This window comes from Variovorax sp. CCNWLW186, from assembly GCF_037203865.1.
GTDB lineage: Bacteria > Pseudomonadota > Gammaproteobacteria > Burkholderiales > Burkholderiaceae_C > Variovorax.
Genome location: NZ_JBBCBO010000003.1, coordinates 36633 through 59404, shown reverse-complemented (window position 1 = coordinate 59404; position 22772 = coordinate 36633). Strand labels below are relative to the sequence as shown.

Here is a 22772-nt window from a genome sequence, read left to right as displayed (position 1 = left end):
GCGTCTCTTTTTCAGCGGCGCTCGACGACCATCGGCGCAATGCGCAGGCTGTCGCGCAGCTGCGTGACAGCCTCGCCGGCTTCATTGCGCGAGGCAAAGGGTCCGGCCTGCAGCCGATGCGTGCCGGCCTCGCTGAAAACGCGCAGTTGCGGCGCCAGTGAAGGCAGGCCGCGCGCCGCCTGGCTGCGCAGGCTTTCTGCACCATCGCGCTCGCGGAAGGCGCCGAGCTGCACCCAGAAGCCCGCGAACGCGGCGGATGATGGTGCGGCTGCCGGCGCGGCCGGTGCCGTCGGTGCGGACAGGGGGGCCATTGGCGCAAGGTCAGTGACTACCATCGGCTGGCGCGGCGGCGGCGCGGCATCGGCCTCGAGCATTGGCGGCGCGGCTTGCGCCACGGCTTCTGTCGGCGTCATCGGCGCCATTGGCGTTTGCGGCACGACCGGCATCGTCGAGGCCTCCGGCGCATTCATCGCCACCGGCGCCACCCAGGCCGAAGGCACGGCCACCGATGCAGCCGCCGCACGCCGGGGCGGCGGTGATGCCGCAGGCGCCGCGGCATACGCGATTCCCGAGTCCCGCCGCCAGGCGCCCGTGCGGATGTCTTCGTTCGTGATGCGCTCGATCTCCACCGGCGCCACGCCGCGCAGCAGGTCGAGCTTGAGCGCCGCCGTGTAGCTCAGGTCGATGATCCGGCCGTCGACGAAGGGGCCGCGGTCGTTCACCCGCACGATCACCTCGCGCCCGTTGGCCGGGTTGCGCACCCGCACGTAGCTCGGCAGCGGCAGGGTCTTGTGCGCGGCCGTCATGGCGTACATGTCGTAGGGCTCGCCGCTGGCGGTCGACGCGCTGTGGAACTTGCGGCCGTACCACGAGGCGATGCCCGATTCGCGGAACGGCCGGTCGTCGGTGATCGGCTGGTACGCCCGGCCCAGCACCGTGTAGGGCTTGCTGGTGCCGCCGCTGCTGCGGATGGCTTCGATGCGGGGCTCGGCATCGGGCACGCGGTCGAGGTCCGACGGAATGTTGGTGCCCGGGCCGTCGCGGCCGCTCAGCGCGCCGCCGCCGCTGCGGGTGCCGCTCGCGCAGCCCGCAAGAAGAACGGCGACGGCCACCGCGCACCCAGCCAGCGCGGTGGTGGCGGAGGAAACAGCTCGCTCAGCCAAATACAGCCTTCCACAAGGCCAGCATGGCATCGCGCTCGGCGGCCAATGCAGGCGGGGTGACCTGGGTCGGTTCTTCATTGAGGCGTGCGCGATGCTGCACACGGCGCAGTTCGCGGTACGCCGCCGCGGCCTTGCGGCCGACACCGGCGGGCAGCAGGCCGGCCTCTTCGGCGCGCACCAGCAGCGCGATGTTGCCGACATTGGGAATCAGCTCCGGGTGCTCGCCCGAGGCCGAGAGCACCAGAAACTGCACCGCAAACTCGGCGTCCACCATGCCGCCCGGACTGTGCTTCACGTCGAAGCGGTCGGCCTTCACCGGCCGTGCGCCGCGCACCTTGTCGCGCATGGCAATGATCTCGGCCTTCAGCGCCTCGCGGTTGCGCGGCGACACGATCACGGCCTGGCGCACGTCGTCGAAGCGCGCGCCCAGTTCGGCGCTGCCCAGCACAAAACGCGCGCGGGTCATGGCTTGGTGCTCCCAGGTCCATGCCGTGTTGCTGCCGCGGCCAAGCTGGTACTTTTCGTAGGCTTCGAAGCTGGTCGTCAGCAGGCCCGAATTGCCGTTCGGCCGAAGCGCGGTGTCGATCTCGAACAGGTCGCCCTCGCGCGTCTTCACCGTGAGCCAGTTGATCAGCTTGCGCACATAGGCCGCATACACCTCGCCGGCGCGCTCGTCGTCATCGTCGTAGACGAAAACGATGTCCAGGTCGCTCCCGTAGCCCAACTCTTTGCCGCCCAGCTTGCCGTAGCCGATGATGGCGAACTGCGGCGCTTCGCGGTGGCGGTTGCGCACATGCGGCCAGCACCAGCGGGCGGTCACGCGCAGCGTGGTGTCGGCCAGCGCGCTCAGGTCGTCGGCCACCTGCTCCACGGTAATGCGGCCGTCCACGTCGCGCGCCAGCGTGCGGAACACCTCGGCGTGGTGGGCATGGCGCAGCAGGTTCAGCAGACGCTCTTCGTCCGCTTCGCCGGTGCGGCTGAGCGAGGCGTGGCGTGCTTCCAGTTCGCGTTCGAACTCGGCCGCCACGAAGCGGCCCGAGAGCATTTCGTCGCTCGCGAGTTCGTCGATCACGCCCGGGTGCTGCATCAGGTAGCGCGCCGGCCACTTCGCGGCGCCCAGCAGCCGCAGCAGCCGCTCCTGCACCGCGGGGCGCTCGACCAGCAGCGCCAGGTAGCTCTCGCGCCGAAGCAGCGGCTCGATCCAGTCGGCCCAGCGCAATGCGGCGTCCGCATGGCGCGGCGTCTGCCCCGGGCCGTCGCCGTCGGGCTCTTTCAGCCACTGTCCGGTGCGCTGCACCAGCTGGCGCAGCCGGGCCCGGGTCTCTTCGCGCAGGGCAAGCACGCGGGGCTGTTCGCACCAGTTGCGAATGCGATCCGCAAACGCCGGCGGCAGGTCGTCGAGCAGATCGGCCAGGTCGGCGGGCGCGGCGGCCTTCTTGCCGCTGCACTTGCCGTTGCAGGGCTTCTCGCCGCCGAGCAGCTTGTCGAACTCCTGCGCCACCAGTTCGCGGTGCGTATCGAGCTGCTCGAGAAAGGGGCAGCAGTTGGCGTAGCCCATGGTCTGGGCAATCCAGCGCAGGTCGTCATCGCCCACCGGCAGCATGTGGGTCTGCTGGTCGTCCAGGTACTGGATGCGGTGCTCCACGCGGCGCAAAAACTCGTAGGCCGAGGCCAGCGCATCGGCGGTTTCCTGCGGCATCAGGCCGGCGCGCGCCAGGCGCTGCAGCGCGTCGAGCGTGGGCCGGGTGCGCAGCTCGGGGAACTGACCGCCACGCACCACCTGCAGCAGTTGCACGGTGAATTCGATCTCGCGGATGCCCCCGCGCGACAGCTTGACGTCGTTCGCGCGCTCGGGTCGGCCCGCGCTGCGGCGTGCCGACTGCTCGCGAATCTGCCGGTGCAGCGTACGCAGCGAATCGAACACGCTGTAGTCCAGATAGCGGCGGAACACGAAGGGCAGCACCGTGGCGCGCAGGCCTTGCGCATGGCCTTCGGACACGATGTCGCGCGGCGCCACCACCCGACTCTTCATCCAGGCAAAGCGCTCCCACTCGCGGCCCTGCACCTGGAAATATTCTTCCAGCGCGTCGAGCGAGACCACGCTCGGCCCCGAATTGCCATTGGGCCGCAGCGCCAGGTCGACGCGAAACACGAAGCCGTGCTCGGTGGTGTCGCCCACCAGCGCGTAGATGCGCTTCACCGCGCGCGAAAAATACTCCTGGTTCGACAACCGGCCGCGGCCGTCGGCATCGCCGCGGGTTTCGCCGTCCAGGTCGTACAGGTAGATCAGGTCGATGTCGCTCGACACGTTGAGCTCGCGCGCGCCGAGCTTGCCCATGCCCACCACCCAGAGCTGCGCGCGCTGGCCTTCGGGACCGAGCGGCGCGCCATGCAGCGCGTCGAGCTCCTGGCAGGCGTCGCGGCACGCGATGTCGAGCGCGAACTCCGCGAGCTCGGTCACGGCGGTGGTTACCACGGCGAGCGGTGCCTGGGCATCGCAATCGAGCGTTACAAGCCGTTCCATCACGAGCTGCCGCACAATGCGCAGCGCATCGCCGACGCTGTCGCCGCGCCCGCGCAAAGCCTCGTAGGCCTTGGATATCGACTCGCGCAGCGGCGCGCCGGGAGGAAGCAATGCAAGTTCGGCCGCATACCTGCGGCGCAGGCGCTGCACGAAGCGCGAATAGGAAGAAAACGCGAGCTCGATCGCGATAGGTGGCGTGGGCGTGGTTGGCAACTGGTTCACACTGATATTGGTTTCCGTGGAACCCCTCTGATGGCTGGCGGTCATAATTCCCGACACAGCGCGATCCTCAATGAACGACACGGCGTCTCCCCCTTCACGTCTGCTCAAGATCACCGCTGCGACGGCGCGCTGGCTGCTGGGTTTACTGATCGCTGCATGGCTTCTGCTTGCACTGTCAGTGGTTGTCCTACACGCGTGGATTGTGCCGCGAATCGGCGATTACCGTGGTGCCCTGGAGGCACAAGCCAGCAAGGCCATCGGGGTACCTGTGCGCATCGGGTCGATCACCGCCCGTTCGGATAGTCTGTTTCCTGCCTTCGAGCTGCGCGACGTGGTGCTGCATGATGCCAGCCAACGCGAAGCCCTGCGCCTTGTGCGGGTGGTGGCGAGCGTGTCGCCGCGCTCCTTGTGGCGCCTCAATTTCGAGCAGCTCTACATCGAGGGGCCGCAGGTCGACGTGCGCCGCGACGTGCTGGGCAAGCTGCACGTGGCCGGCCTGCACATGTCCAACGACACCACCGGAGAGACCCGCGCCGCCGACTGGTTTTTCGCCCAGCGCGAACTGGTGGTCGAAGGCGGCACCGTCCGCTGGACCGACGAGCAGCGCCAGGCCGAGCCCCTGTTGCTGACCGATGTGCGTTTTGTGGCCCGCAACGGTGGCCGCCGCCACGGGCTGCGGCTCGACGCCACTCCGCCGGCCGGCTGGGGCGAGCGCTTCACCCTGCGCGGCCAGTTCCGCCAGCCTCTGCTCTCAGTGCGCTCGGGCCGCTGGCAGACGTGGGACGGCCAGCTTTACGCCGACCTGCCCTACATGGACGTGACCCGCCTCGGCCGCTACGTCTCCATCGACGCGCGCATCCGCGAAGGCAGCGGCGCGCTGCGCGTCTGGGCCGACGTGAAGGACGGGCAGATCGTGGGCGGCGCCGCCGACCTGGGGCTCAACCGCGTCGATGCCTCGCTGGGACGGGGATTGCAGCCGCTGGTGCTGCGCTCGGTCACCGGCCGGCTTGCCGGCCAACTCAATGAAGAGAACTTCGAATTCTCGACCGCCGCGCTGCAGTTCGACACCGCCGACGGCATGCGCTGGCCCGGCGGCAACCTGTGGATGCAGCACTCGCCCGCGCGCGGCCGCACGCCGGAGCACGGCGCCTTGCGCGCCGACCGGCTCGACCTGGCCGCGCTGGCCCTCATTGCCGACCGCCTGCCGCTGGGCGAGGCCACGCACCGTGTGCTCGATGCCTATGCGCCGCGTGGGCTGGTCGAGCGCATCGACCTGAACTGGCAGGGTTCTTTGGGTGCGCCCGAGCGCTACCAGGCCAAGGGGCGCGTCAGCGGCCTGCGGGTCGCGTCGCAACCCGCCCCGCCCGTGGTTTCCGCAGCTCCCAAGGCCGGCGCCCCGGCCCCCCCCCACGCGCACGCCGGCTCGCCCGGCTTGAGCGGCGCCACCATCGATTTCGACGCCACCCACAACGGCGGCACCGCCGCGCTGTCCATGGCGCAGGGCACGCTCGAGTTTCCGGGCGTTTTCGAGGAGCCCGTCATTCCCATCGACCGGCTGGCGGCCCAGCTCCAGTGGAAGCTCGACAAGGGCCATGCGCAGTTGCAGGTATCCAAGCTGCGCTTCGCCAACGCCGATGCCGAGGGCGAGGCCGAAGCCAGCTGGCGCACCAGCGATCCCGCCATTTCCGCCGGCCAGTCGCTCTACCCCGGTGTGCTCGACCTGCAGGGCAAGCTGACCCGCGCCGACGGCACGCGCGTGTTCCGCTACCTGCCGCTCGACATTCCCCAGCACACGCGCGACTACGTGCGCCAGGCGGTCACCAAGGGCACGGCCAGCAGCGTCGACTTCCGCGTGCGCGGCGACCTGCACGACATGCCCTTCATGGACCCGAAGCAGGGCGAGTTCCGCATCGTGGCCAAGGTGGCCGATGTCAACTACGCCTACGTGCCGCCGGCTTCCGCCACCGCGGCGTCCACCGCCTCCAGGGCCGCTGCTTCGGCCCGGCCCGGTACGCCCGCGGCGGTCTGGCCCGCCCTGACCGGCGTCTCGGGCGAGCTGGTGTTCGAGCGCGCGGGCATGCTGGTGCGCAACGCGCGCGGCCGGCTGGCGGGGGCCACCGGCATCGAGGTCACCAAGGCCGAGGCGCAGATTGCCGACATGTCGCACCATGCCTCGCTGCTGCGCGTCGATGCCCAGGCCAAGGGGCCGCTCGGCGAACTGCTGCGCGTGGGCGCGCCGCTGGCCGGCGAAACCGGCGAGGTGCTGTCGCGTGCGCGCGCCACCGGCACGGCCGACTACCGGCTGCACCTCGAACTGCCACTCGAGGACATGGACGCGGCCAAGGTCCAGGCCAGCATTGCGCTGTCGGACAACGAGCTGCAGCTGGCGCCCGAGGCGCCGTCGTTCACGCACGCGAAGGGCGTCGTCGGCTTTACCGAAACCAACTTTTCGCTGGCCGGCCTCAACGCCAGGCTGCTGGGCGGCGACGTCCGCATCGAGGGCCGCGGCCGCTTTGCCGGCGCCAACCGCGAAGTAACACTCAAAGCGCAGGGCACCGCAACCGCCGAAGGCCTTCGCAGTGCGCGCGAGGCCGAGTGGCTGACCCGCATCGCGGCCAAGGCTACGGGCAGCACGCCTTACGCGGTCACTTTCTCGATGCGAGACGGCGCGCCGGAGTTCCTGCTCACCAGCACCCTGCAGGGCCTGGCGCTGCAATTGCCCGCCCCGCTCGTGAAGACGGCGGACGAGCAGATGCCGCTGCGCATCGAAAAGAAAGTGCTTCAGCGCGAAACCCGCGCGGGCGCCGGCATTGCGGTGCAAGACCAGCTTTCGTTGGAGCTCGGCCGCATCGGCAGCGCCCAATATGTGCGCGACATCTCGGGCGCCGACGCGCGCGTGCTGCGCGGAAGCATCGGCATTGGCCTGGCGCCTGGCGAAACGGCCAGCGTGCCCGACAGGGGCGTGCTGGCCAACGTGAACGTCGCCAAGCTCGACATGCCTGCGTGGAAAGCCCTGGTCGGCGACACCGCAACCAATGCGGCTGAAGCGGGTGGCGCCGAGCGACCCGAAGACGCGGCCATGGGCTACCTTCCCACGCGCATTGCCGTGCGCGCGCAGGAGCTCGGCATTGCGGGCCGCACGCTGCACAACGTGGTGCTGGGCGGCACGCGCGACGGCTCGCTCTGGCGCGCCAACATCGACGCCACCGAGCTCAGCGGCTATGCCGAGTACAGCCACTCGCAGGCCGGGCGGCTCCATGCGCGGCTCGCGCGGCTCAAGATCGCGCCAACCGAGGCGACGCAGGTCGAGACGCTGCTCGACGAACAGCCCGGCACGTTGCCCGCGCTCGACATCGTCATCGACGACTTCGAGTTGCTCGGCAAGCGGCTCGGCCGCGCCGAGATCGATGCGGTCAACCGCGGCGGCGCCGGCCGCGAATGGCTGCTCAACAAGCTGAGCTTCACCATGCCCGAGGCGAGCTTCGCGGCCAAGGGCACCTGGGCTGCCGTGCCGGGCGGCAGGGCCGGACGCGTCGAGCAGCGCCGCACCGCCATGACCTTCAGGCTCGACATTGCAGATGCCGGCGACCTGCTTGCGCGCTTCGGCATGCCCGGCGTGCTGCGGCGCGGCAGCGGGCGGCTCGAGGGCGACGTCAACTGGCGCGGTTCGCCGTTCTCGCTCGACTACCCCAGCCTGGGCGGGCAGCTGCAGGTCAACGTGGGATCGGGCCAGTTCCTCAAGGCCGACCCCGGCCTTGCCAAGCTGCTTGGCGTGCTGAGCCTGCAGGCGTTGCCGCGCCGGCTCACGCTCGACTTCCGCGATGTGTTCAGCCAGGGCTTCGCCTTCGACTTCATCCGCGGCGACGCGAAGATCACGAACGGCATTGCGAGCACCAACAACCTGCAGATGAAGGGCGTCAACGCCGCCGCGCTCATGGACGGCTCGGCGGACATCGTGCGCGAAACCCAGGACCTGCGCGTGGTGGTGGTGCCCGAAATCAATGCCGGCACGGCCGCGCTGGTGGCCACCGCCATCAACCCCGCCATCGGGCTGGGCACCTTCCTGGCCCAATGGGTGCTGAGCAAGCCGCTCGCAGCCGCCGCCACGCAGGAGTTTCACATCGAAGGCACCTGGGCCGACCCCAAGATAGCCAAGGTGCCGCGGTCCATCCTGCCCAATCCCCTGAATCTTCCCGCGCCGGCGCCCGCCGCCGAAGGCCGGAAAACGGAGACCACGCAATGAAAGTCGCAGCCATCCAGATGGTGTCGGCCATCGCCCGCGAAGCGAACCTCGCACGCGCCCACGACCTGCTCGCGCAAGCCGCGGCGGACGGCGCCGAGCTGGCGGTGCTGCCCGAGTATTTCTGCATGATGGGCGCGCGAGACACCGACAAGCTGGGCCTGCGCGAAACCGCCGGCGCCGGCACGGTGCAGGGCTTTCTTGCCGATGCGGCGCGCGAGTTCGGCCTGTGGATCGTCGGCGGCACGCTGCCCATCGAAAGCAACGATGCGGAGCACGTGTTCAACAGCTCGCTGTGCTACTCGCCTGATGGCCAGTGCGTGGCGCGCTACGACAAGATCCACCTGTTCTACTTCGACAACGGCACCGAGCGCTACGACGAGCGCCGCGTCATCGCACCGGGCGCCAAGCCCGTGGTGTTCGACCTGCCCTCGCGTGACGGCCACCGCTGGCGCGTGGGCATGAGCGTTTGCTACGACCTGCGCTTTCCGGAGCTGTACCGCGCGCTTGCCAAGCAGGGCGCCGACCTGCTGCTGGTGCCCAGCGCCTTCACCCGCACCACCGGTGCCGCGCATTGGGAGGTGCTGCTGCGCGCGCGCGCCATCGAAAACCTGGCCTGGGTGGTCGCGCCTGCGCAGGGCGGCACGCACGAGAACGGCCGCCATACGTGGGGCCAATCGATGGTGGTCGACCCGTGGGGCACCGTGGTTGCGCAGCAGGCCCTCGAAGAAGGCGTGGTGCTGGTCGACATCGATGCCGGGCAGACCGGGCGCATGCGCGCGCAGCTGCCGGTGCTCTCGCACTGCGTGCTCTAGATGCAGGATGTGCTGACCGCCGCGTCGCCACGGTGGGCGCTGTTGGCGTTCGCGCGCCTGCGCTCGCTGTGGAAGCGCTGGTTTCTTTGGCTCATTCTGGCCGTGCTGGTGTCCGCACTGCTCGTTACCGTGGTGTGGCTCGCGGGGCGGCATGAAGTGGAGCAGGTGCAGGCGGCGCTCGACCGCGACACGGCCGATGCGGTGTCCGACCTTCGCATCGGCTTGCAGCGCAATGCGCAGAGCCTGCGCGCCACGCAGGCTTCGGGCCTGGACCGCACGCATTGGCCCGAGGCCGCGGCCACCTTGCTGAGGGAGCATCGCGAGTGGCTTCGCCTCGAGTGGCGCGACGCCGCGCTGCGTCCGCTGGAGTCGGCCAACACGCCCTACCGCATGCGCCTTATCGACGAGGAAAGCCGCGGTGCCGACCAGACCGACGTGGCGCTGGCCTGCACCGCCGCGCGCAAGCTCGGTGCGCCCGCCTATTCGCCGAGCCACTTCGTGCCGGTGCTCGGCGGAGGCGGCGTCGAGGTGATGGAGCTCTGCGTGCCCATCGACGCGGGCGGTTTCCTGGTCGCGAGCTACTCGCTGCGCGACACGCTCATCGAACTGGTCGGCCCCACGCTCACGCGCGGGCAAGAGGTGGCTTTTACCGAAACCGACGGCACGCGGCTGGTGGCGCTCGGCACCTCGCGCCGCACGGGAACGCGCGTTTTCACCTCGCAGCAACTCATCGACTTGCCCGGTGCCGCGCTGATGCTGCGCGTCGACGGCTGGCGCGCGGCGCCCGATCTTTTTCCGAACGTGCTGACGGCGCTGGTCACCGGCATTTCGATCGCGCTGGTGTCGGTGCTGGTGCTGCTGGCGCGCGACACGCGCCGGCGCCTGCGCGCCGAACGCGACCTGGCCGATGCGCTCGCCTTTCGCAAGGCGATGGAAGATTCCGTCATTACCGGGCTGCGCGCACGCGACCTGCAGGGGCGCATTACCTACGTCAATCCCGCGTTCTGCGAGATGGTCGGCTTCAGCCCCGAAGAGCTGATGGCCGGCAGCGGCGAATCGTCCGAGGTGCCCTACTGGCCCACCGAGCTGGCGCACGAATACCAGCAGCGGCAAGCCAGGCGCCTGGCCGGCGGCATGCCGCCGCGCGAGGGCTTCGAGTCGGTCTTCATGCGCAAGGACGGCACGCGCTTTCCGGTGCTCATCTTCGAGGCCCCGCTCATCAACGCGCAGCGCGTGCAGACCGGCTGGATGAGCGCGTTCATCGACATCAGCGAGCAGCGCCGCATCGAAGAACTCTCGCGTGCCAGCCAGGAGCGCCTGCAGGCCAGCGCACGGCTTGCCACGGTGGGCGAAATGGCATCGCTGTTGAGCCATGAGCTCACGCAGCCGCTGGCCGCGATTGCCAGCTATGCCACCGGCTCGCTCAACATGCTCGGCCCCCATGCCAAGGGCGAGCAGGCCGAAGTGGCCATGGCTGTGCGGCGCATTGCCGAGCAGGCCGACCGCGCCGGCCAGGTGATTCGCAGCGTGCACGACTTCGTGCGCCGGCGCGACCGCACGCGCGAGGCCGTGGCGCCCCAGGCACTTGTCGATGCGGTGCTGCCGCTGGTGCGGCTGCAGGCGCGCAAGCTCGGCGTGATCATCGAGGTGCTGCTCGAAGACCGCCTGCCGCAGGCCATGTGCGACCGCACACTGGTCGAGCAGGTGCTGCTCAACCTGGCGCGCAACGCCATGCAGGCCATGGACACGCCGGACAATGCCGGAGAACGGGTGCTGCGGCTGCGCGTGGCGCGCGCCGTGGCGGTAGGCGGCACGGGCGTGGAAGACGCGCGGCGCTGGCTCGAGTTCTCGGTGGCCGACCTCGGCAGCGGCATCAGCGAAGAGGTGGCGAGCCGCCTGTTCACGCCCTTCTTCACCACGCGCGCCGACGGCATGGGGCTTGGCCTCAGCCTGTGCCGCACCGTGGTGGAGCAGCACGGCGGCGTGCTGATGTTCGAGCCCAACCAGCCCCGAGGCACGGTGTTCCGCTTTACCCTGCCGGCGGCATGACCCTTGCAGGTTTGCCGCGGCCACATTTTTGAAACGACTGATATGCAACCGCTGATCGACGGCCTCATCTTCATCGTGGACGACGACGCCAGCGTGCGCGAGGCATTGGCCTGGCTGCTGCGCTCGCGCCGACTGGAGAGCGAGCACTTTGCAAGCGCCGAGGCCTTCGAGCAGCGCCTGGCCGAAGGGCCGCTGCCTCAGCAGCCGTTGTGCCTGCTGCTGGATGTGCGCATGCCTGGCACCAGCGGGCTGGTGCTGTTCGACCGGCTTGCGGAGCGAGGCCTGCTTGATGCCATGCCCGTGATCTTTCTGACCGGCCACGCCGATGTGCCGACCGCGGTGGACGCAGTGAAGCGCGGTGCCTTCGATTTTTGCGAGAAACCGTTCTCGGACAACGCGCTGGTCGACCGCATCGAGCAGGCGCTGGGTGCTTCGCTTCGGGCGCTCGAGGTGCAGCGCGTGCGGCGCAGCCTGGCCGGCCGCATTGCCGAACTCACCGAGCGCGAGCGCGACGTGATGCGGCTCGTGGTCGAAGGCCTGCCGAACAAGCTGATTGCCGACCAGCTCGCGATCAGCGTGCGCACGGTGGAGGTCCACCGCGCGCGCGTGTTCGAAAAGATGGAAGTGAAGTCAGCGGTTGAGCTGGCCAACCGCTTGAGAGATCTCTAAGAGATCAGCTTTTTTCCGCGACGAAGATTTCGACGCGGCGATTCTGCGCACGGCCGGTGGCGGTGCCGTTGTCGGCCAGGGGCTCGCGCGAGCCGCGGCCATCGGTGGTGATGGCGGTGGTCGAAACGCCGCGCGCCACCAAGTGGTTGCGCACGCTGTCGGCGCGGCTCACGGAGAGGCGCTCGTTGCCTTCTTCGCTGCCGGTGTTGTCGGTGTGGCCCACCACGCGCACGCTGGCTGCGGTGGCGCTGCGCAGGCCTTCGGCGACCTTGTCGAGCACCTGGGCGAGGTTGCGCTTCACGTTGGAGCGGCCCACGTCGAACGAAAGCTCGTTGGGAACCACAAGGTGCAGCTGGTTGTCCGCGGTCTGCTCGATCGCCACGCCCGTGCCCTTGGTGGAATTTTCCAGCTCGGTCTTGAGCGACGCCAGGCGCGCGGTCCAGCTGTTGGACGGCGCGGCCGACTGGGCATCCGGTGCGGTTGCAGCACCCGGCGCAGGCGATTGCGAAGCGCAGCCCGCAATGAACAATGCGGCCGCAGCCGCACCCGAAACAACAAACTTCCTCATGAGTTTTCCCTCTGGATTGACATTGAAACGATAACGATGGGCGCCGGCCGCTCCCGCCCGGCCGGCTTTTTTCTTCTTGTCTGGCTTACTTACTTATTTTTCTATCTACTGGCGAGTTCAGCCTCGCGGTGCGCGCTCGCCCACAAAGATTTCGACGCGGCGGTTCTGGGCCCGGCCGGCATCGCTGTTGTTGTCGGCAATCGGCTCACGCGAGCCGTGGCCTTCGATGCGGAAGGCCGCGGCACTCACGCCGCGTGCCACCAGGTAGTCGCGCGTGCTGGCGGCACGGTCGACCGACAGCGGGTTGTTGATGGCGTCCGAGCCGGTGTTGTCGGTGTGGCCGATGATGCGCACCTCGGCGTTCGGGTTGTTGCGCAGGCCGCTTGCGAACTGGTCGAGCACGGGCGCGAAGTTCGACTTGATGTTGGAGCGGCCCACGTCGAACGACACATCGCTCGGAATCTGGAGCTTGAGCTCGTTGTTCGGGGTTTGCGTGACCGCAATGCCGGTGCCTTGTGTGGCGGCTTCCATCTGGCGCTTCTGGTTTTCCATGCGCTGCGACCACAGGTAGCCGCCGAGCGCGCCGGCTGCGGCACCCACAACGGCACCGGTGCCGATGGCACCGCGGTTGCCGCCGGTGGCGGAGCCGATGGCCGCACCGCCCAAGGCGCCGATGCCGGCACCGATGCCGGTGTTGCGTTGGGTGTCGGTCATGCCGCCGGCACAGCCGGACAGGACGAGGGCGGCGGCGGAGGTGGCGAGAACGAATTTTTTCATGGCTTTCCCTTTCAAGGATGAATCAGGCGGGCCACAGCTTAGCTTCGGCAAGCATGCGATGGTACGGCCTTAGCGATCCGCCGAAAACAGGAAAACCTTTCGCCGCGTCCGATGAATGCTAGGATGATTGCTACTAAAGTAATAGCTAATGGGTTCTTCTCCGACATTTCCCTGCGACTTGCGGCTACGCAAGAAATTCACGCTTCTGGGGGGCGGCCCTGCTTGGAGGACTCGTTGTCATCGGCGGTCTCATCTTCTTCGTGCAGCTCACCCTTCTTTCGACCGGAAAACATGGTCCACCAGACGATCAATATGAGCACGAGCCCTGCCCCGAGGGCTTCAAGCAAAATCAATCCCATGAGAAATGGACTCCAGTGGCTGGTAGGGCTCGCGATCGTAGCAACGATGGCGGGCTGCTCGCTCAGCCCGCGCGCACCGGAAACCCCGGCGCGCCCCACCGTAACGCCCCCGCGCGACCTCGGCCCCCTGACCGGCTCGCTGGCGCATCCCAAGAGCCGATGGGTGCCCGTCGGCTGGTCGGAGCTTCCGGGTTTCAGCGACGATCCGCTGCACGAAGCCTGGATTGCGTTGCTTGCCAACTGCGCGCGCCCCAATGCCGCCTTTGCACCGCTGTGCCGCGACGTGCGCCAGCTGGCCATTGCGACGCCCGAAGAGCAGCGCCAGTGGATGACCGACCGGCTGCAGCCCTACCGGGTCGAGTCGCTCGCGGGCTCCAGCGAAGGCAAGCTCACGAGCTACTACGAGCCGGTGTACGACGCCTCGCGCGTGCCCACCGCCACCTTCAACGTTCCGATCTACCAGGCGCCGGAAGGCCTGGTGCCGCGCCGCCCCTGGTACACCCGGCAAGAGATCGAAACCCTGCCCGAGGCTCAGGCGGCGCTGCGCGGCCGCGAGATCGCGTGGATGGCCGACCCCATCGATGCGCTCATGCTGCACATCCAGGGCTCGGGGCGCCTTCGCATCACCGAAGCCAACGGCGTGCAGCGCACCGTGCGCGTGGCGTTTGCGGCCACCAACGAGCAGCCTTACAAGAGCGTGCAGCAATGGCTGATGTCGCAAGGCGTGTCGAAGGTCGGCAAATGGCCTGACGACACCAAGGCATGGGCCGCGCAGAACCCGCAGCGCGTGTCGCAATTGCTGTGGAGCAATCCGCGCTATGTGTTCTTCCGCGAAGAGACGATGAGCGAGCTGGACGCTTCGTTCGGCCCCCGCGGCGCGCAGGGCGTGCCGCTCACGGCGGGGCGCTCGATCGCGGTCGACCGCGAAAGCATTCCGTACGGCACGCCGGTGTGGCTCGCCTCGAGCGGCCCCGCCGCACAGCTGCAGAAGCTCGTGGTCGCGCAGGACACCGGCAGCGCCATCGTCGGCGCCGTGCGCGCGGACTACTTTGCCGGCACCGGTGCCGATGCCGGCCGGCTGGCTGCGAGCATGAACCAGCCGCTGCGCTTGTGGGCGCTGTGGCCCAAGCAGTAAGACATAGGACGTAAGCGAGCTGTCATTTCGGATTCACGGCGATGTCACGGGGGCTTCCTAGCATGGGGTGTTTTTTTCCACCACCCCACGAATTCCTCCAATGTCAGACCGCATCGACTTCAACGACGAAGACTCCAATCGTTCCGCCAACCCCACCTTCGACAGCGTACTGGCCAACCGGCTCAACCGCCGTGGCCTGCTGCTGGGCGGCGTTAGCGCTGCCGTACTGACCGCCTGCGGCGGCGGTAGCGGGGGCGGTGGCGTGGGGTTTCCGATTCTTCCTCCGGCACCCGCACCGGCCCCGGCACCCGCGCCAGCTCCCGGCCCGGCCCCTGGCCCGGTCGAAAAGCTGCTGGGCTTCGGCGCCGTGGCGAAGAGCCTGGCCGACAACGTCGTCATTCCCGTCGGCTACAGCGCCAGCGTCATCTACGCCCTCGGCGATCCGTTGTCCGGCACCACGCCGGCCTATGCGAACGACGGCACCGATACCGACTTTGAAAACCGCGGCGGCGACCACCACGACGGCATGGAGTGGTTTGGCCTGGGCGCCGACGGCAAGCGCTCCGACTCGAGCATCGACCGCGGCCTGCTCGGGGTGAACCATGAGGCGACGACCGACGAAACGCTGGCCTCGTTCTTCCTGCACGCCAACGGAGGCACCACCACGCTGCCCCGCCCGGCCGCGGAAGTGGACAAGGAAGTCGCCGTCCACGGCATCGCAGTGCTCGAGGTGCGCAAGGACGGCGCCGGCAAGTGGAGCTACGTCCAGGATTCGGCATTCAACCACCGCGTGACGCCGCTGACCGAGATCGACATCGCAGGCCCCGCCAAGGGCGACGCGCTGATGAAGACGAAGTACTCGCCCACCGGCGTCAAGACGCGCGGCACGCTCAACAACTGCGGCACCGGCAAGACGCCGTGGGGCACCTTCCTCACCGGCGAAGAAAACTGGGTGAACTACTTCACCCGCGCAGCGGGCGATGACACCGCACGCGGCAACGACAAGAGCGTGACCTCGCTCAAGCGCTATGGCCGCACCGCAGGCACCGCGAGCCGCCACGGCTGGGAATCCGCCGGCGCGGACGACAAGTACCAGCGCTGGAACATCAGCAAGACCGGCGCTTCCACCGACGGTACCGACGACTACCGCAACGAGATGAACGGCATGGGCTTCGTCGTCGAGTTCGACCCGTACAACAAGTCGAAGCTCGGCGTGAAGCGCACCGCCCTGGGCCGCTACGCACACGAGAGCATTGCGTTCAGCAAGCCGGTCGTGGGCCAGAAGGTGGCCTGCTACATGGGCGACGACGCGCGCAACGAATACTTCTACAAGTTCGTTTCCGATGCGGTCTGGTCAGAGGCCGATGCCAACCCGGTCGATCCGCTCGCCACCGGTGCCAAGTACCTCGACCAGGGCACGCTCTACGTGGCGCGCTTCGATGCCGACGGTGCGGGCACCTGGCAGGAGCTGTCGCTCTCGAACCCCGCGGTGGCAGGCTTTGCCGGCTATTCGTTTGCCAACCTGGCCGATGTGGTGGTCAACGCGCGCCTTGCGGCCGATGCCGTCGGCGCCACCAAGATGGACCGCCCCGAGTGGTGCGCCACCAACCCGGCCAACGGCGAGGTGTACCTCACGCTGACCAACAACAGCAACCGCCGCATCGAGCCGGCCTCGTCTTCGCAGCTGGCTCCCGATCCGGCCAACCCGCGCGTCTACACCGACATGAAGGGCGCGACCGCGCAGTCCGGCAACCCGAACGGCCACATCCTGCGCATGGCCGATGCCGGCGGCAATCCGGCGAGCACCAGCTTCCGTTGGGACGTGTACGCCTTCGGTGCCGAGTCGGGCGCCAATGCCGATACGGTGAACCTCTCGAAGCTCACCGGCGACCAGGACTTCTCCAGCCCCGACGGCCTGGTGTTCAGCCGTTCGACCGGTATCTGCTGGATCCAGACCGATGACGGCGCCTACACCGACGTGACCAACTGCATGATGTTGGCCGCCCTGCCGGGCCAGGTCGGCGACGGCGCCAAGAAGACCCTGACCTACCAGCGCGCGGACAGCACGCAGTACACGGTCGACACCATGATCGGCAAGCAACCGACGGCGGACACGCTCAAGCGCTTCCTGGTCGGCCCTTCGGGCTGCGAGCTCACCGGCCTGTGCGAAACGCCGGACGGCAAGGCGATCTTCGTCAACATCCAGCACCCCGGCGAAAGCACCAAGCAAGCCAACCTGGCGGACCCGTCGAAGTACACCAGCCAGTGGCCTTCCAACGCAGGCTACGGTGCAGGCAAGCGCCCGCGTTCGGCAACCATCGTCATCACCAAGGACGACGGCGGACGCGTCGGCAGCTGAGGACGGCCGGCCGTGAGCCAGCCACCCATGCGGGTGGGTGGCTTACCCTTTGAACTTAAGCGGCGCTACCGGCAACGGCAGCGCCGTTTTGTATCTGACCTGCTTGAGCGCAAAGCTCGAGCGGATCTTCTCGATGCCCGGAATCGGCGTGAGCTGTTCCAGGATGAATTTCTCCAGCGCCGCCATGTCCGCCACTGCGATGCGGATCAGGTAGTCGCTGTCGCCCGTCATCAGGTAGCACTCCATCACTTCGTCGTGCTCCGCAATGCGCTGCTCGAAGTCGGCGAGCGACTGCTTGCTTTGCGTGGTGAGGCTGATCGAGATGAACACATTGAGCCCGAGGCCCAGCGCCTTCGCATTCGCGAGCGCCACATAACGGTCGATCACGCCGCCGGCTTCCAGCGCCTTCACGCGCGCGAGGCAAGGCGAGGGCGACAGCTGAACGCGGCGCGCGAGCTCCACGTTCGACAAGCCGCCGTCGCGTTGCAGCTCGTCGAGGATGCGCAGGTCAATGGTGTCGAGTTGCACGAAATGCGGCGTTCGGTTGGTTTTCAGGAATTTTATGCTGCGCTGGTGCCATGGGTATGCCCAGGCCGGTAGCTAATTCTTGCCGTTGCGGCCTAAAGTGCCGGCATGAATGCCCCGATTTCATCCGACCAGATGCGCGAGCTGCTGCTCGACACGCCGCTTTCGCACGACCCCGACCCTGCCGAGACCGCCGAATGGCGCGACGCGTTCCTGGCGCTGGCGCAAACGCATGGCCCGCAGCGCGCACGGCAGTTGCTGGTGGAGCTTGCCCGGCTTGCGCGGCAGCAACGCATCGGATGGCAGCCCGAACTCGCAACGCCCTACGTCAACACCATTGCGGTGGAAGACCAGCCGCCGTTTCCGGGCGACCTGGCCGTCGAGGAGCGCTTGGCGTCGCTCATGCGTTGGAACGCGCTTGCAATGGTGGCGAAGGCCAACCAGGCGTACGGCGAACTGGGAGGCCACATTGCCAGCTATGCCAGTGCGGCCGATTTGTTCGAGACCGGCTTCAATCACTTCTTTCATGCGCGCGATGAAAAGCATCGAGGCGACCTGGTGTTCTTCCAGCCGCACAGCGCACCCGGCGTCTACGCACGCGCGTACCTCGAAGGCCGCCTCAGCGAAGAAGACCTGAAGCACTATCGCCAGGAACTGACTGCGCCCGCTTTCACCCAAGGCAGCGGCGCACGCGGCTTGAGCAGCTACCCGCATCCCTATCTGATGCCGGATTTCTGGCAGTTTCCGACTGGCTCGATGGGCATCGGCCCGATCAGCTCGATCTATCACGCGCGCTTCATGCGCTACCTCACGCACCGCAACCTGCTCGACTGCGAGGGCCGCAAAGTGTGGGGCGTGTTCGGCGACGGCGAAATGGACGAGCCCGAATCGATGAGCGCGCTGACGCTCGCCGCGCGCGAGAAGCTCGACAACCTCGTGTGGGTCGTCAACTGCAACCTGCAGCGCCTCGACGGCCCGGTGCGCGGCAACGGCCGCATCATCGACGAGCTTGAAAAGCTCTTTGCCGGCGCGGGCTGGAACGTCATCAAGCTCGTGTGGGGCAGCGACTGGGACGGCCTCTTCGCGCAGGACGTGAGCGGCGCGCTCGCGCGCGTGTTCGCCCACACCGTTGACGGCCAGATGCAGACCTTTGCGGCCAAGGACGGCCGCTTCAACCGCGACAACTTCTTCGGCCAGAACCCCGAACTCGCGCGCCTGGCCGAAGGCATGACCGACGAGCAGATCGACCGCCTGAAGCGCGGCGGCCATGACTTGGTGAAGATCTACGCCGCCTATGCCGCCGCGGCCGCGCACAAGGGCCAGCCCACCGTGATCCTCGCCCACACCAAGAAGGGCTACGGCATGGGCAGCGCCGCGCAGGGCAAGATGACCACGCACTCGCACAAGAAGATGGGCGACGTCGACCTGCTCGAATTCCGCGACCGCTTCAACCTGCCGCTGACCGATGCGCAGGCCATTGCGATGGACTTCTATCGCCCGCCCGAAGACAGCGCCGAGATGCAGTACCTGCGCAGCCACCGCGCCGCGCTCGGCGGCGCCATGCCCCGCCGAGAGACCGCATGCGACGTGGTGCCAAAGCCCGACATCGCAAGCTATGCGCAGTTTGCGACAGCAGCAGCAGGCAAGGAAATGAGCACCACCATGGCCTTCGTGCGCATGCTGGGCAACCTCATGAAGGACAAGGCGCTCGGCCCGCGCATCGTGCCCATCGTGGCCGACGAGGCGCGCACCTTCGGCATGGCCAACCTGTTCAAGCAGGTCGGCATCTATTCGAGCGTGGGCCAGCGCTATGCGCCTGAAGACATCGGCTCGGTGCTGAGCTATCGCGAAGCCACCGACGGCCAGATCCTGGAAGAAGGCATCAGCGAAGCCGGTGCCATTGCCAGCTGGACGGCAGCCGCCACCAGCTACAGCGTGCACGGCCTGGCGATGTTGCCCTTCTACATCTACTACTCGATGTTCGGCTTCCAGCGCGTGGGCGACGCCATCTGGGCCGCGGCCGACCAGCGTGCGCGCGGCTTTTTGCTGGGTGCTACCTCGGGCCGCACCACCCTCGGCGGCGAAGGGCTTCAGCACCAGGACGGCAGCAGCCACCTCGTGGCCGCGACCATTCCCAACTGCAAGGCCTATGACCCCGCCTACGCCGGCGAGATGGCGGTCATCGTCGACGCGGGCATCCGCGAAATGATGGTCGAGCAGAAGGACGTGTTCTATTACGTCACGCTCATGAACGAGAACTACGCGCAGCCTGATGTGCCGGAGGGCGCAGAGGCGGGCATCCTGCGCGGCTGCTATCGCTTCGGCGTGTATGCGCCGGCTTCAGGCAAGGCGAAAACGAAGAAGGTCGTCACGCTCATGGGGTCGGGCGCCATCCTCACCGAGGTTATCAAGGCTGCGCAGCTGCTGGCCGATGAAGGCATCGAGGCCGAAGTGTTCAGCGTGACGAGCTGGAGCGAGCTTGCGCGCGATGGCCTGGCTTGCGAGCAGCGCGCGATTGCGGGCGAGAAAGAAGCCGGCGTGCCGTTCGTCGCGCAGAAGCTTGGCGCCGGAAAGGGCCCGATCATCGCCGCCACCGACTACGTGCGTGCCGTGCCCGAGAGCGTGCGCGCCTATTTGCCCGAAGGCCGCCGCTATCTCACCCTGGGAACGGATGGGTTCGGCCGCAGCGATACGCGTGCGGCGCTGCGGGAGTTCTTTGGGGTGGATGCGGGGAGCATTGCGCGGGCGGCGCGGTATGCGTTGGGGTGAGCGGATCGACTGCTGCTATTCCTGCTTGGGAAAGTCGTTGTTCATCACCCGCCCGACGGTGGCGAACAGCTCCTGGCGCACGCCCTCGTAGGCTGCCTTGTTTTCCTTGAGCAAGGTGTCATACGCAAAGTAGGTGGGACCGCCTCGGTTTGACATGACGGAGTTCCACGTGATGGGCTGCAGCTTGTCGTCGCGCAGTGCGTACTCCACCGAGATGATCGGCCGGAAGTCCGCGGTCAAGCTGGGCGCTCCGTAGCCGGCGGTGATGCGCAGCAGCATCACCTCATAGCCAGGCGTAGCCGTCAGACCCGCGAGTTCCATTTTTCGCGCAGCGCCCGTGGCGCGATCACTTGGTGTGAGCTTGACCTCGCGACCTGTCGCGCGCATGGCTTCGGCCAGGCGTTCGGCGTATTCCCGATGAAGCGTCAACTCGCCCTGGCTTTCTTCTATCGCCTGCTGAAAGCGTTTGCTTCGGCTCGCGACCTGGTCCATCGAGTTGCTGCGGCTGGCAACGTCAGCGCCAATCGCCACCAGCACTCCCACAGGCCCGAGCAAACCACCGAGCCCGACTGTCGGCGTCGCGCCGGTATCCAGAACAGCTAGTTCGGACTTGGCGTTGTAGACGATCTCGACCCGGGGGTGTGACAGTGGCTCGGGCTCTTCATTGGTCGCTTGCTTGGACCGACCGGCGCAAGCGACAAGCATGACTGCGATGGTGCAGACGGTGATGATGCGTTTCATGGCGCTCCCTCTCATTTGAAATTTTGGAATTTTTAAGGCGGACTCAGTTGATCTCAGGCTGCTGCTCGGCGCGCGGCGGTTCAACGTCTGTCAAAAACTTGCGTTGAGGTTGAACCCGAAGGTGGTCCTGGCCGTGCGATACCCCTCGGGCTTGCGGATCGGCGCGCCCATGAAGAAGTCATAGCTCAACTTGCTCCACTGCCCCCGCACGCCAATGACCGCACCCGCGAGGCTGCGACCCAGCAGGTCGACCGTCGAGCGCCCGCCCACATGCCCGTAGTCGGCGCCGACATACAGCTCCGCCCCGCTCTGACCCATGGCCCACCCAACATCATTGCGAATCAGCCAGCCCCGCTCGCCCATCAAGCTCGTCTCGCCATCGAAGCCGCGCACCGTGTAACGCCCGCCAATCGAGAACCGGTCCTGCGGCGTCAGCGGCGTGCGGTTCCACTGCGCGCGGATCAATCCCGAATAGCGCAGCTTCTGCTCGCCCAGCTTGAAGGGCGCATTCAGGCTCACCTCGGCCGTGTACAGCTTCATGCGCGAAGTGCCTTCGCCGAACTCTTCTTCCGGCGCCGCAATGGAACCGAAGCCGCCCGTGCCGTGTTTGAACGCCAGCGTGCCCTCCAGCGTGGCCTCGCCGATGAACTCCTTGTGATTGAGGCCGAGCTCCCAGCCACCCACCACCCGGTGCTGCACATCGACCTCGGTGTCGTCCACGAAGTTGCGCGACTCACGCCGGAAGCCCTTGAGCGCCAGCGTCGTCTTGCGGCTCTGGTCGCGGTACAGCAGGCGCGAGAGCTTGACCTCGGCGTTGTTGGTCTTGCCCGCATACACATAGTCCTGGTTCAGCCCGGCCACGCTCTGGTGGTACTGGCTGTTGGAGGCGGTGAACCCCAGCATCCAGTAGCCGTACGGCAGCGAGTAGTGCACCGTCTGGCCCTCGGTGCCGTAGCTCGGCTCCGAGAGAAAGTGGTTGTTGATGCTGTGGTTGGCGCTCAGGTAGAACAGGTCGTTCAGCCCGAAGGGGTTGTCCATCGACACCGTGGCGCCGGCCTGGTAGCGGCCGGTGGCCTCGGTGCCGCTGTCGTCCAGGCTCAGGGCCACCCGCCACTTCCTGGCCTGCACGTACTTGACCACCAGGTCGCTGTCGCCCGGCTTGGCATCGGGCGCGGTCGAGGGCTCGATCTGGATGTCGGCCTCGGCCGTGGGCGCGCGCTTGAGGTTCTCCAGCCCCTGCTCGATGTCGCGCAGGTTCAGCAGATCGCCCGACCGGGCCGGAATGGCCGACTCCAGCAAGGCGCCGCTGTCCAGCAGCGTCGCGGAAGAATCGGGCGTCAGGCGGATGGCCGCGATGCGCCCGGCCACCAGCGAAAGGGTCAGGGTGCCGGTGGACAGGTCCTGCGGCGCAGCGAGTACCCGGGTGGTGACGAAGCCGCGGGCGATGGCCGCCTGCTGGGCGCGGGCGAGCACGACGTTCACGCCTGCCGTGCCGAGACACCGGCCAACCGGGGAATCGTTGCCGTCCGGCCCAGACAGATCAGAGACCGCCCACTGGAAGGCCTCGGCCTGCTCGCCTACCAGCAGCACGCGGTCGATCCGAAAGCACGGGGCTTCGGTCTCGGGAATGCGTGCCACCGGTGCGGGCGGTGCCGCCTGCGGGCGCTGATCGACGGTGCGCTCGTTCTGCTCGCGCAGGGCGCGTTCGCGTTCCTGTTGGCGCTGTTGCTCGATGAAGGGCTGGGGGGTGGTGGGCGTTTGCTGGGCCTGCGCCCACAGCGGCGCCGTCGCCATCACGGCGAGCAGCAGATTGCGATTCAAGTCGATCTCCCTAGTTTTTAGCTTCAGCGCTATACA

15 protein-coding genes are annotated in these 22772 nt (G+C 67.6%); 7 read left to right on the top strand and 8 right to left on the bottom strand.

Annotated elements, in window-relative coordinates; genetic code table 11:
- Positions 1-11 precede the first annotated feature (11 nt).
- Positions 12-1163 (bottom strand): septal ring lytic transglycosylase RlpA family protein, encoded by a 1152-nt coding sequence (locus tag V9K97_RS04485; RefSeq protein WP_337316556.1) that lies wholly within the window; start codon positions 1161-1163, stop codon positions 12-14.
- Positions 1156-3954: a bifunctional [glutamate--ammonia ligase]-adenylyl-L-tyrosine phosphorylase/[glutamate--ammonia-ligase] adenylyltransferase gene (gene glnE, locus V9K97_RS04480; RefSeq protein ID WP_337316554.1), complete on the bottom strand. Its 2799-nt coding sequence runs from the start codon at positions 3952-3954 to the stop codon at positions 1156-1158. The genes V9K97_RS04485 and glnE overlap by 8 nt, the downstream gene beginning before the upstream one ends.
- A gap of 25 nt (positions 3955-3979) precedes the next feature.
- Here glnE and V9K97_RS04475 point away from each other — a divergent pair, with 25 nt between their 5' ends.
- The 4 genes from V9K97_RS04475 to V9K97_RS04460 are packed head-to-tail and all read left to right on the top strand — an operon-like array spanning position 3980 to position 11682.
- On the top strand, positions 3980-8152 hold the full coding sequence (locus V9K97_RS04475; protein ID WP_337316552.1) for a YhdP family protein: 4173 nt from the start codon (positions 3980-3982) through the stop codon (positions 8150-8152).
- Positions 8149-8964: a carbon-nitrogen hydrolase family protein gene (locus V9K97_RS04470; RefSeq protein WP_337297228.1), complete on the top strand. Its 816-nt coding sequence runs from the start codon at positions 8149-8151 to the stop codon at positions 8962-8964. Before V9K97_RS04475 ends, V9K97_RS04470 begins: the two co-directional genes overlap by 4 nt.
- Positions 8965-11013 carry a two-component system sensor histidine kinase NtrB gene (locus V9K97_RS04465; RefSeq protein ID WP_337316550.1) on the top strand — a complete coding sequence of 683 codons (2049 nt, stop codon included), beginning with the start codon at positions 8965-8967 and terminating at the stop codon, positions 11011-11013. It abuts the gene before it with no gap.
- A gap of 42 nt (positions 11014-11055) precedes the next feature.
- Positions 11056-11682 (top strand): response regulator transcription factor, encoded by a 627-nt coding sequence (locus tag V9K97_RS04460; protein ID WP_157616401.1) that lies wholly within the window; start codon positions 11056-11058, stop codon positions 11680-11682.
- Positions 11683-11686: 4 nt separating this feature from the next.
- Here V9K97_RS04460 and V9K97_RS04455 read toward each other — a convergent pair whose 3' ends face one another.
- The 3 genes from V9K97_RS04455 to V9K97_RS04445 all read right to left on the bottom strand — a co-directional run bounded on the left by V9K97_RS04455 (position 11687) and on the right by V9K97_RS04445 (position 13386).
- Positions 11687-12250, bottom strand: coding sequence for an OmpA family protein (locus V9K97_RS04455; RefSeq protein ID WP_337316548.1), 564 nt, complete (start codon positions 12248-12250; stop codon positions 11687-11689).
- A 117-nt stretch (positions 12251-12367) separates the two neighbouring features.
- The gene (locus tag V9K97_RS04450) at positions 12368-13027 is read right to left on the bottom strand and encodes an OmpA family protein (RefSeq protein ID WP_337297226.1); all 660 of its coding nucleotides are present in this window, start codon (positions 13025-13027) and stop codon (positions 12368-12370) included.
- A gap of 197 nt (positions 13028-13224) precedes the next feature.
- Positions 13225-13386, bottom strand: coding sequence for a hypothetical protein (locus V9K97_RS04445; RefSeq protein ID WP_337316546.1), 162 nt, complete (start codon positions 13384-13386; stop codon positions 13225-13227).
- On the opposite strand from V9K97_RS04445, the gene mltA reads away from it, so the two are divergent.
- Both mltA and V9K97_RS04435 read left to right on the top strand, forming a co-directional pair.
- The gene (mltA, locus tag V9K97_RS04440; RefSeq protein WP_337316544.1) at positions 13385-14521 is read left to right on the top strand and encodes a murein transglycosylase A; all 1137 of its coding nucleotides are present in this window, start codon (positions 13385-13387) and stop codon (positions 14519-14521) included. The genes V9K97_RS04445 and mltA overlap by 2 nt on opposite strands.
- A gap of 100 nt (positions 14522-14621) precedes the next feature.
- Complete coding sequence (locus tag V9K97_RS04435; protein WP_337316542.1) at positions 14622-16880, top strand: PhoX family protein; 2259 nt, start codon at positions 14622-14624, stop codon at positions 16878-16880.
- Positions 16881-16922: 42 nt separating this feature from the next.
- Here V9K97_RS04435 and V9K97_RS04430 read toward each other — a convergent pair whose 3' ends face one another.
- On the bottom strand, positions 16923-17408 hold the full coding sequence (locus V9K97_RS04430) for an Lrp/AsnC family transcriptional regulator (RefSeq protein WP_337316540.1): 486 nt from the start codon (positions 17406-17408) through the stop codon (positions 16923-16925).
- A 105-nt stretch (positions 17409-17513) separates the two neighbouring features.
- Between V9K97_RS04430 and mdeB the strand changes: the two genes are divergently transcribed.
- The gene (gene mdeB, locus V9K97_RS04425; protein WP_337316538.1) at positions 17514-20174 is read left to right on the top strand and encodes an alpha-ketoglutarate dehydrogenase; all 2661 of its coding nucleotides are present in this window, start codon (positions 17514-17516) and stop codon (positions 20172-20174) included.
- 15 nt (positions 20175-20189) lie between these two features.
- Here mdeB and V9K97_RS04420 read toward each other — a convergent pair whose 3' ends face one another.
- Both V9K97_RS04420 and V9K97_RS04415 read right to left on the bottom strand, forming a co-directional pair.
- A complete protein-coding gene (locus V9K97_RS04420) occupies positions 20190-20915 on the bottom strand; it encodes a hypothetical protein (RefSeq protein WP_337316536.1) in 726 nt (241 codons plus the stop codon).
- A gap of 90 nt (positions 20916-21005) precedes the next feature.
- Positions 21006-22709, bottom strand: coding sequence for a ShlB/FhaC/HecB family hemolysin secretion/activation protein (locus tag V9K97_RS04415; protein WP_337316961.1), 1704 nt, complete (start codon positions 22707-22709; stop codon positions 21006-21008).
- Positions 22710-22772 lie beyond the last annotated feature (63 nt).

Coding starts and splice junctions, on each gene's coding strand:
- glnE (WP_337316554.1), bottom strand. CDS start 3,954: ATGACCGCCAGCCATCAGAGGGGTTCCACGGAAACCAATATCAGTGTG.
- V9K97_RS04475 (WP_337316552.1), top strand. CDS start 3,980: ATGAACGACACGGCGTCTCCCCCTTCACGTCTGCTCAAGATCACCGCT.
- V9K97_RS04470 (WP_337297228.1), top strand. CDS start 8,149: ATGAAAGTCGCAGCCATCCAGATGGTGTCGGCCATCGCCCGCGAAGCG.
- V9K97_RS04465 (WP_337316550.1), top strand. CDS start 8,965: ATGCAGGATGTGCTGACCGCCGCGTCGCCACGGTGGGCGCTGTTGGCG.
- V9K97_RS04460 (WP_157616401.1), top strand. CDS start 11,056: ATGCAACCGCTGATCGACGGCCTCATCTTCATCGTGGACGACGACGCC.
- V9K97_RS04455 (WP_337316548.1), bottom strand. CDS start 12,250: ATGAGGAAGTTTGTTGTTTCGGGTGCGGCTGCGGCCGCATTGTTCATT.
- V9K97_RS04450 (WP_337297226.1), bottom strand. CDS start 13,027: ATGAAAAAATTCGTTCTCGCCACCTCCGCCGCCGCCCTCGTCCTGTCC.
- mltA (WP_337316544.1), top strand. CDS start 13,385: ATGAGAAATGGACTCCAGTGGCTGGTAGGGCTCGCGATCGTAGCAACG.
- V9K97_RS04445 (WP_337316546.1), bottom strand. CDS start 13,386: ATGGGATTGATTTTGCTTGAAGCCCTCGGGGCAGGGCTCGTGCTCATA.
- V9K97_RS04435 (WP_337316542.1), top strand. CDS start 14,622: ATGTCAGACCGCATCGACTTCAACGACGAAGACTCCAATCGTTCCGCC.
- mdeB (WP_337316538.1), top strand. CDS start 17,514: ATGAATGCCCCGATTTCATCCGACCAGATGCGCGAGCTGCTGCTCGAC.
- V9K97_RS04420 (WP_337316536.1), bottom strand. CDS start 20,915: ATGAAACGCATCATCACCGTCTGCACCATCGCAGTCATGCTTGTCGCT.
- V9K97_RS04415 (WP_337316961.1), bottom strand. CDS start 22,709: ATGGCGACGGCGCCGCTGTGGGCGCAGGCCCAGCAAACGCCCACCACC.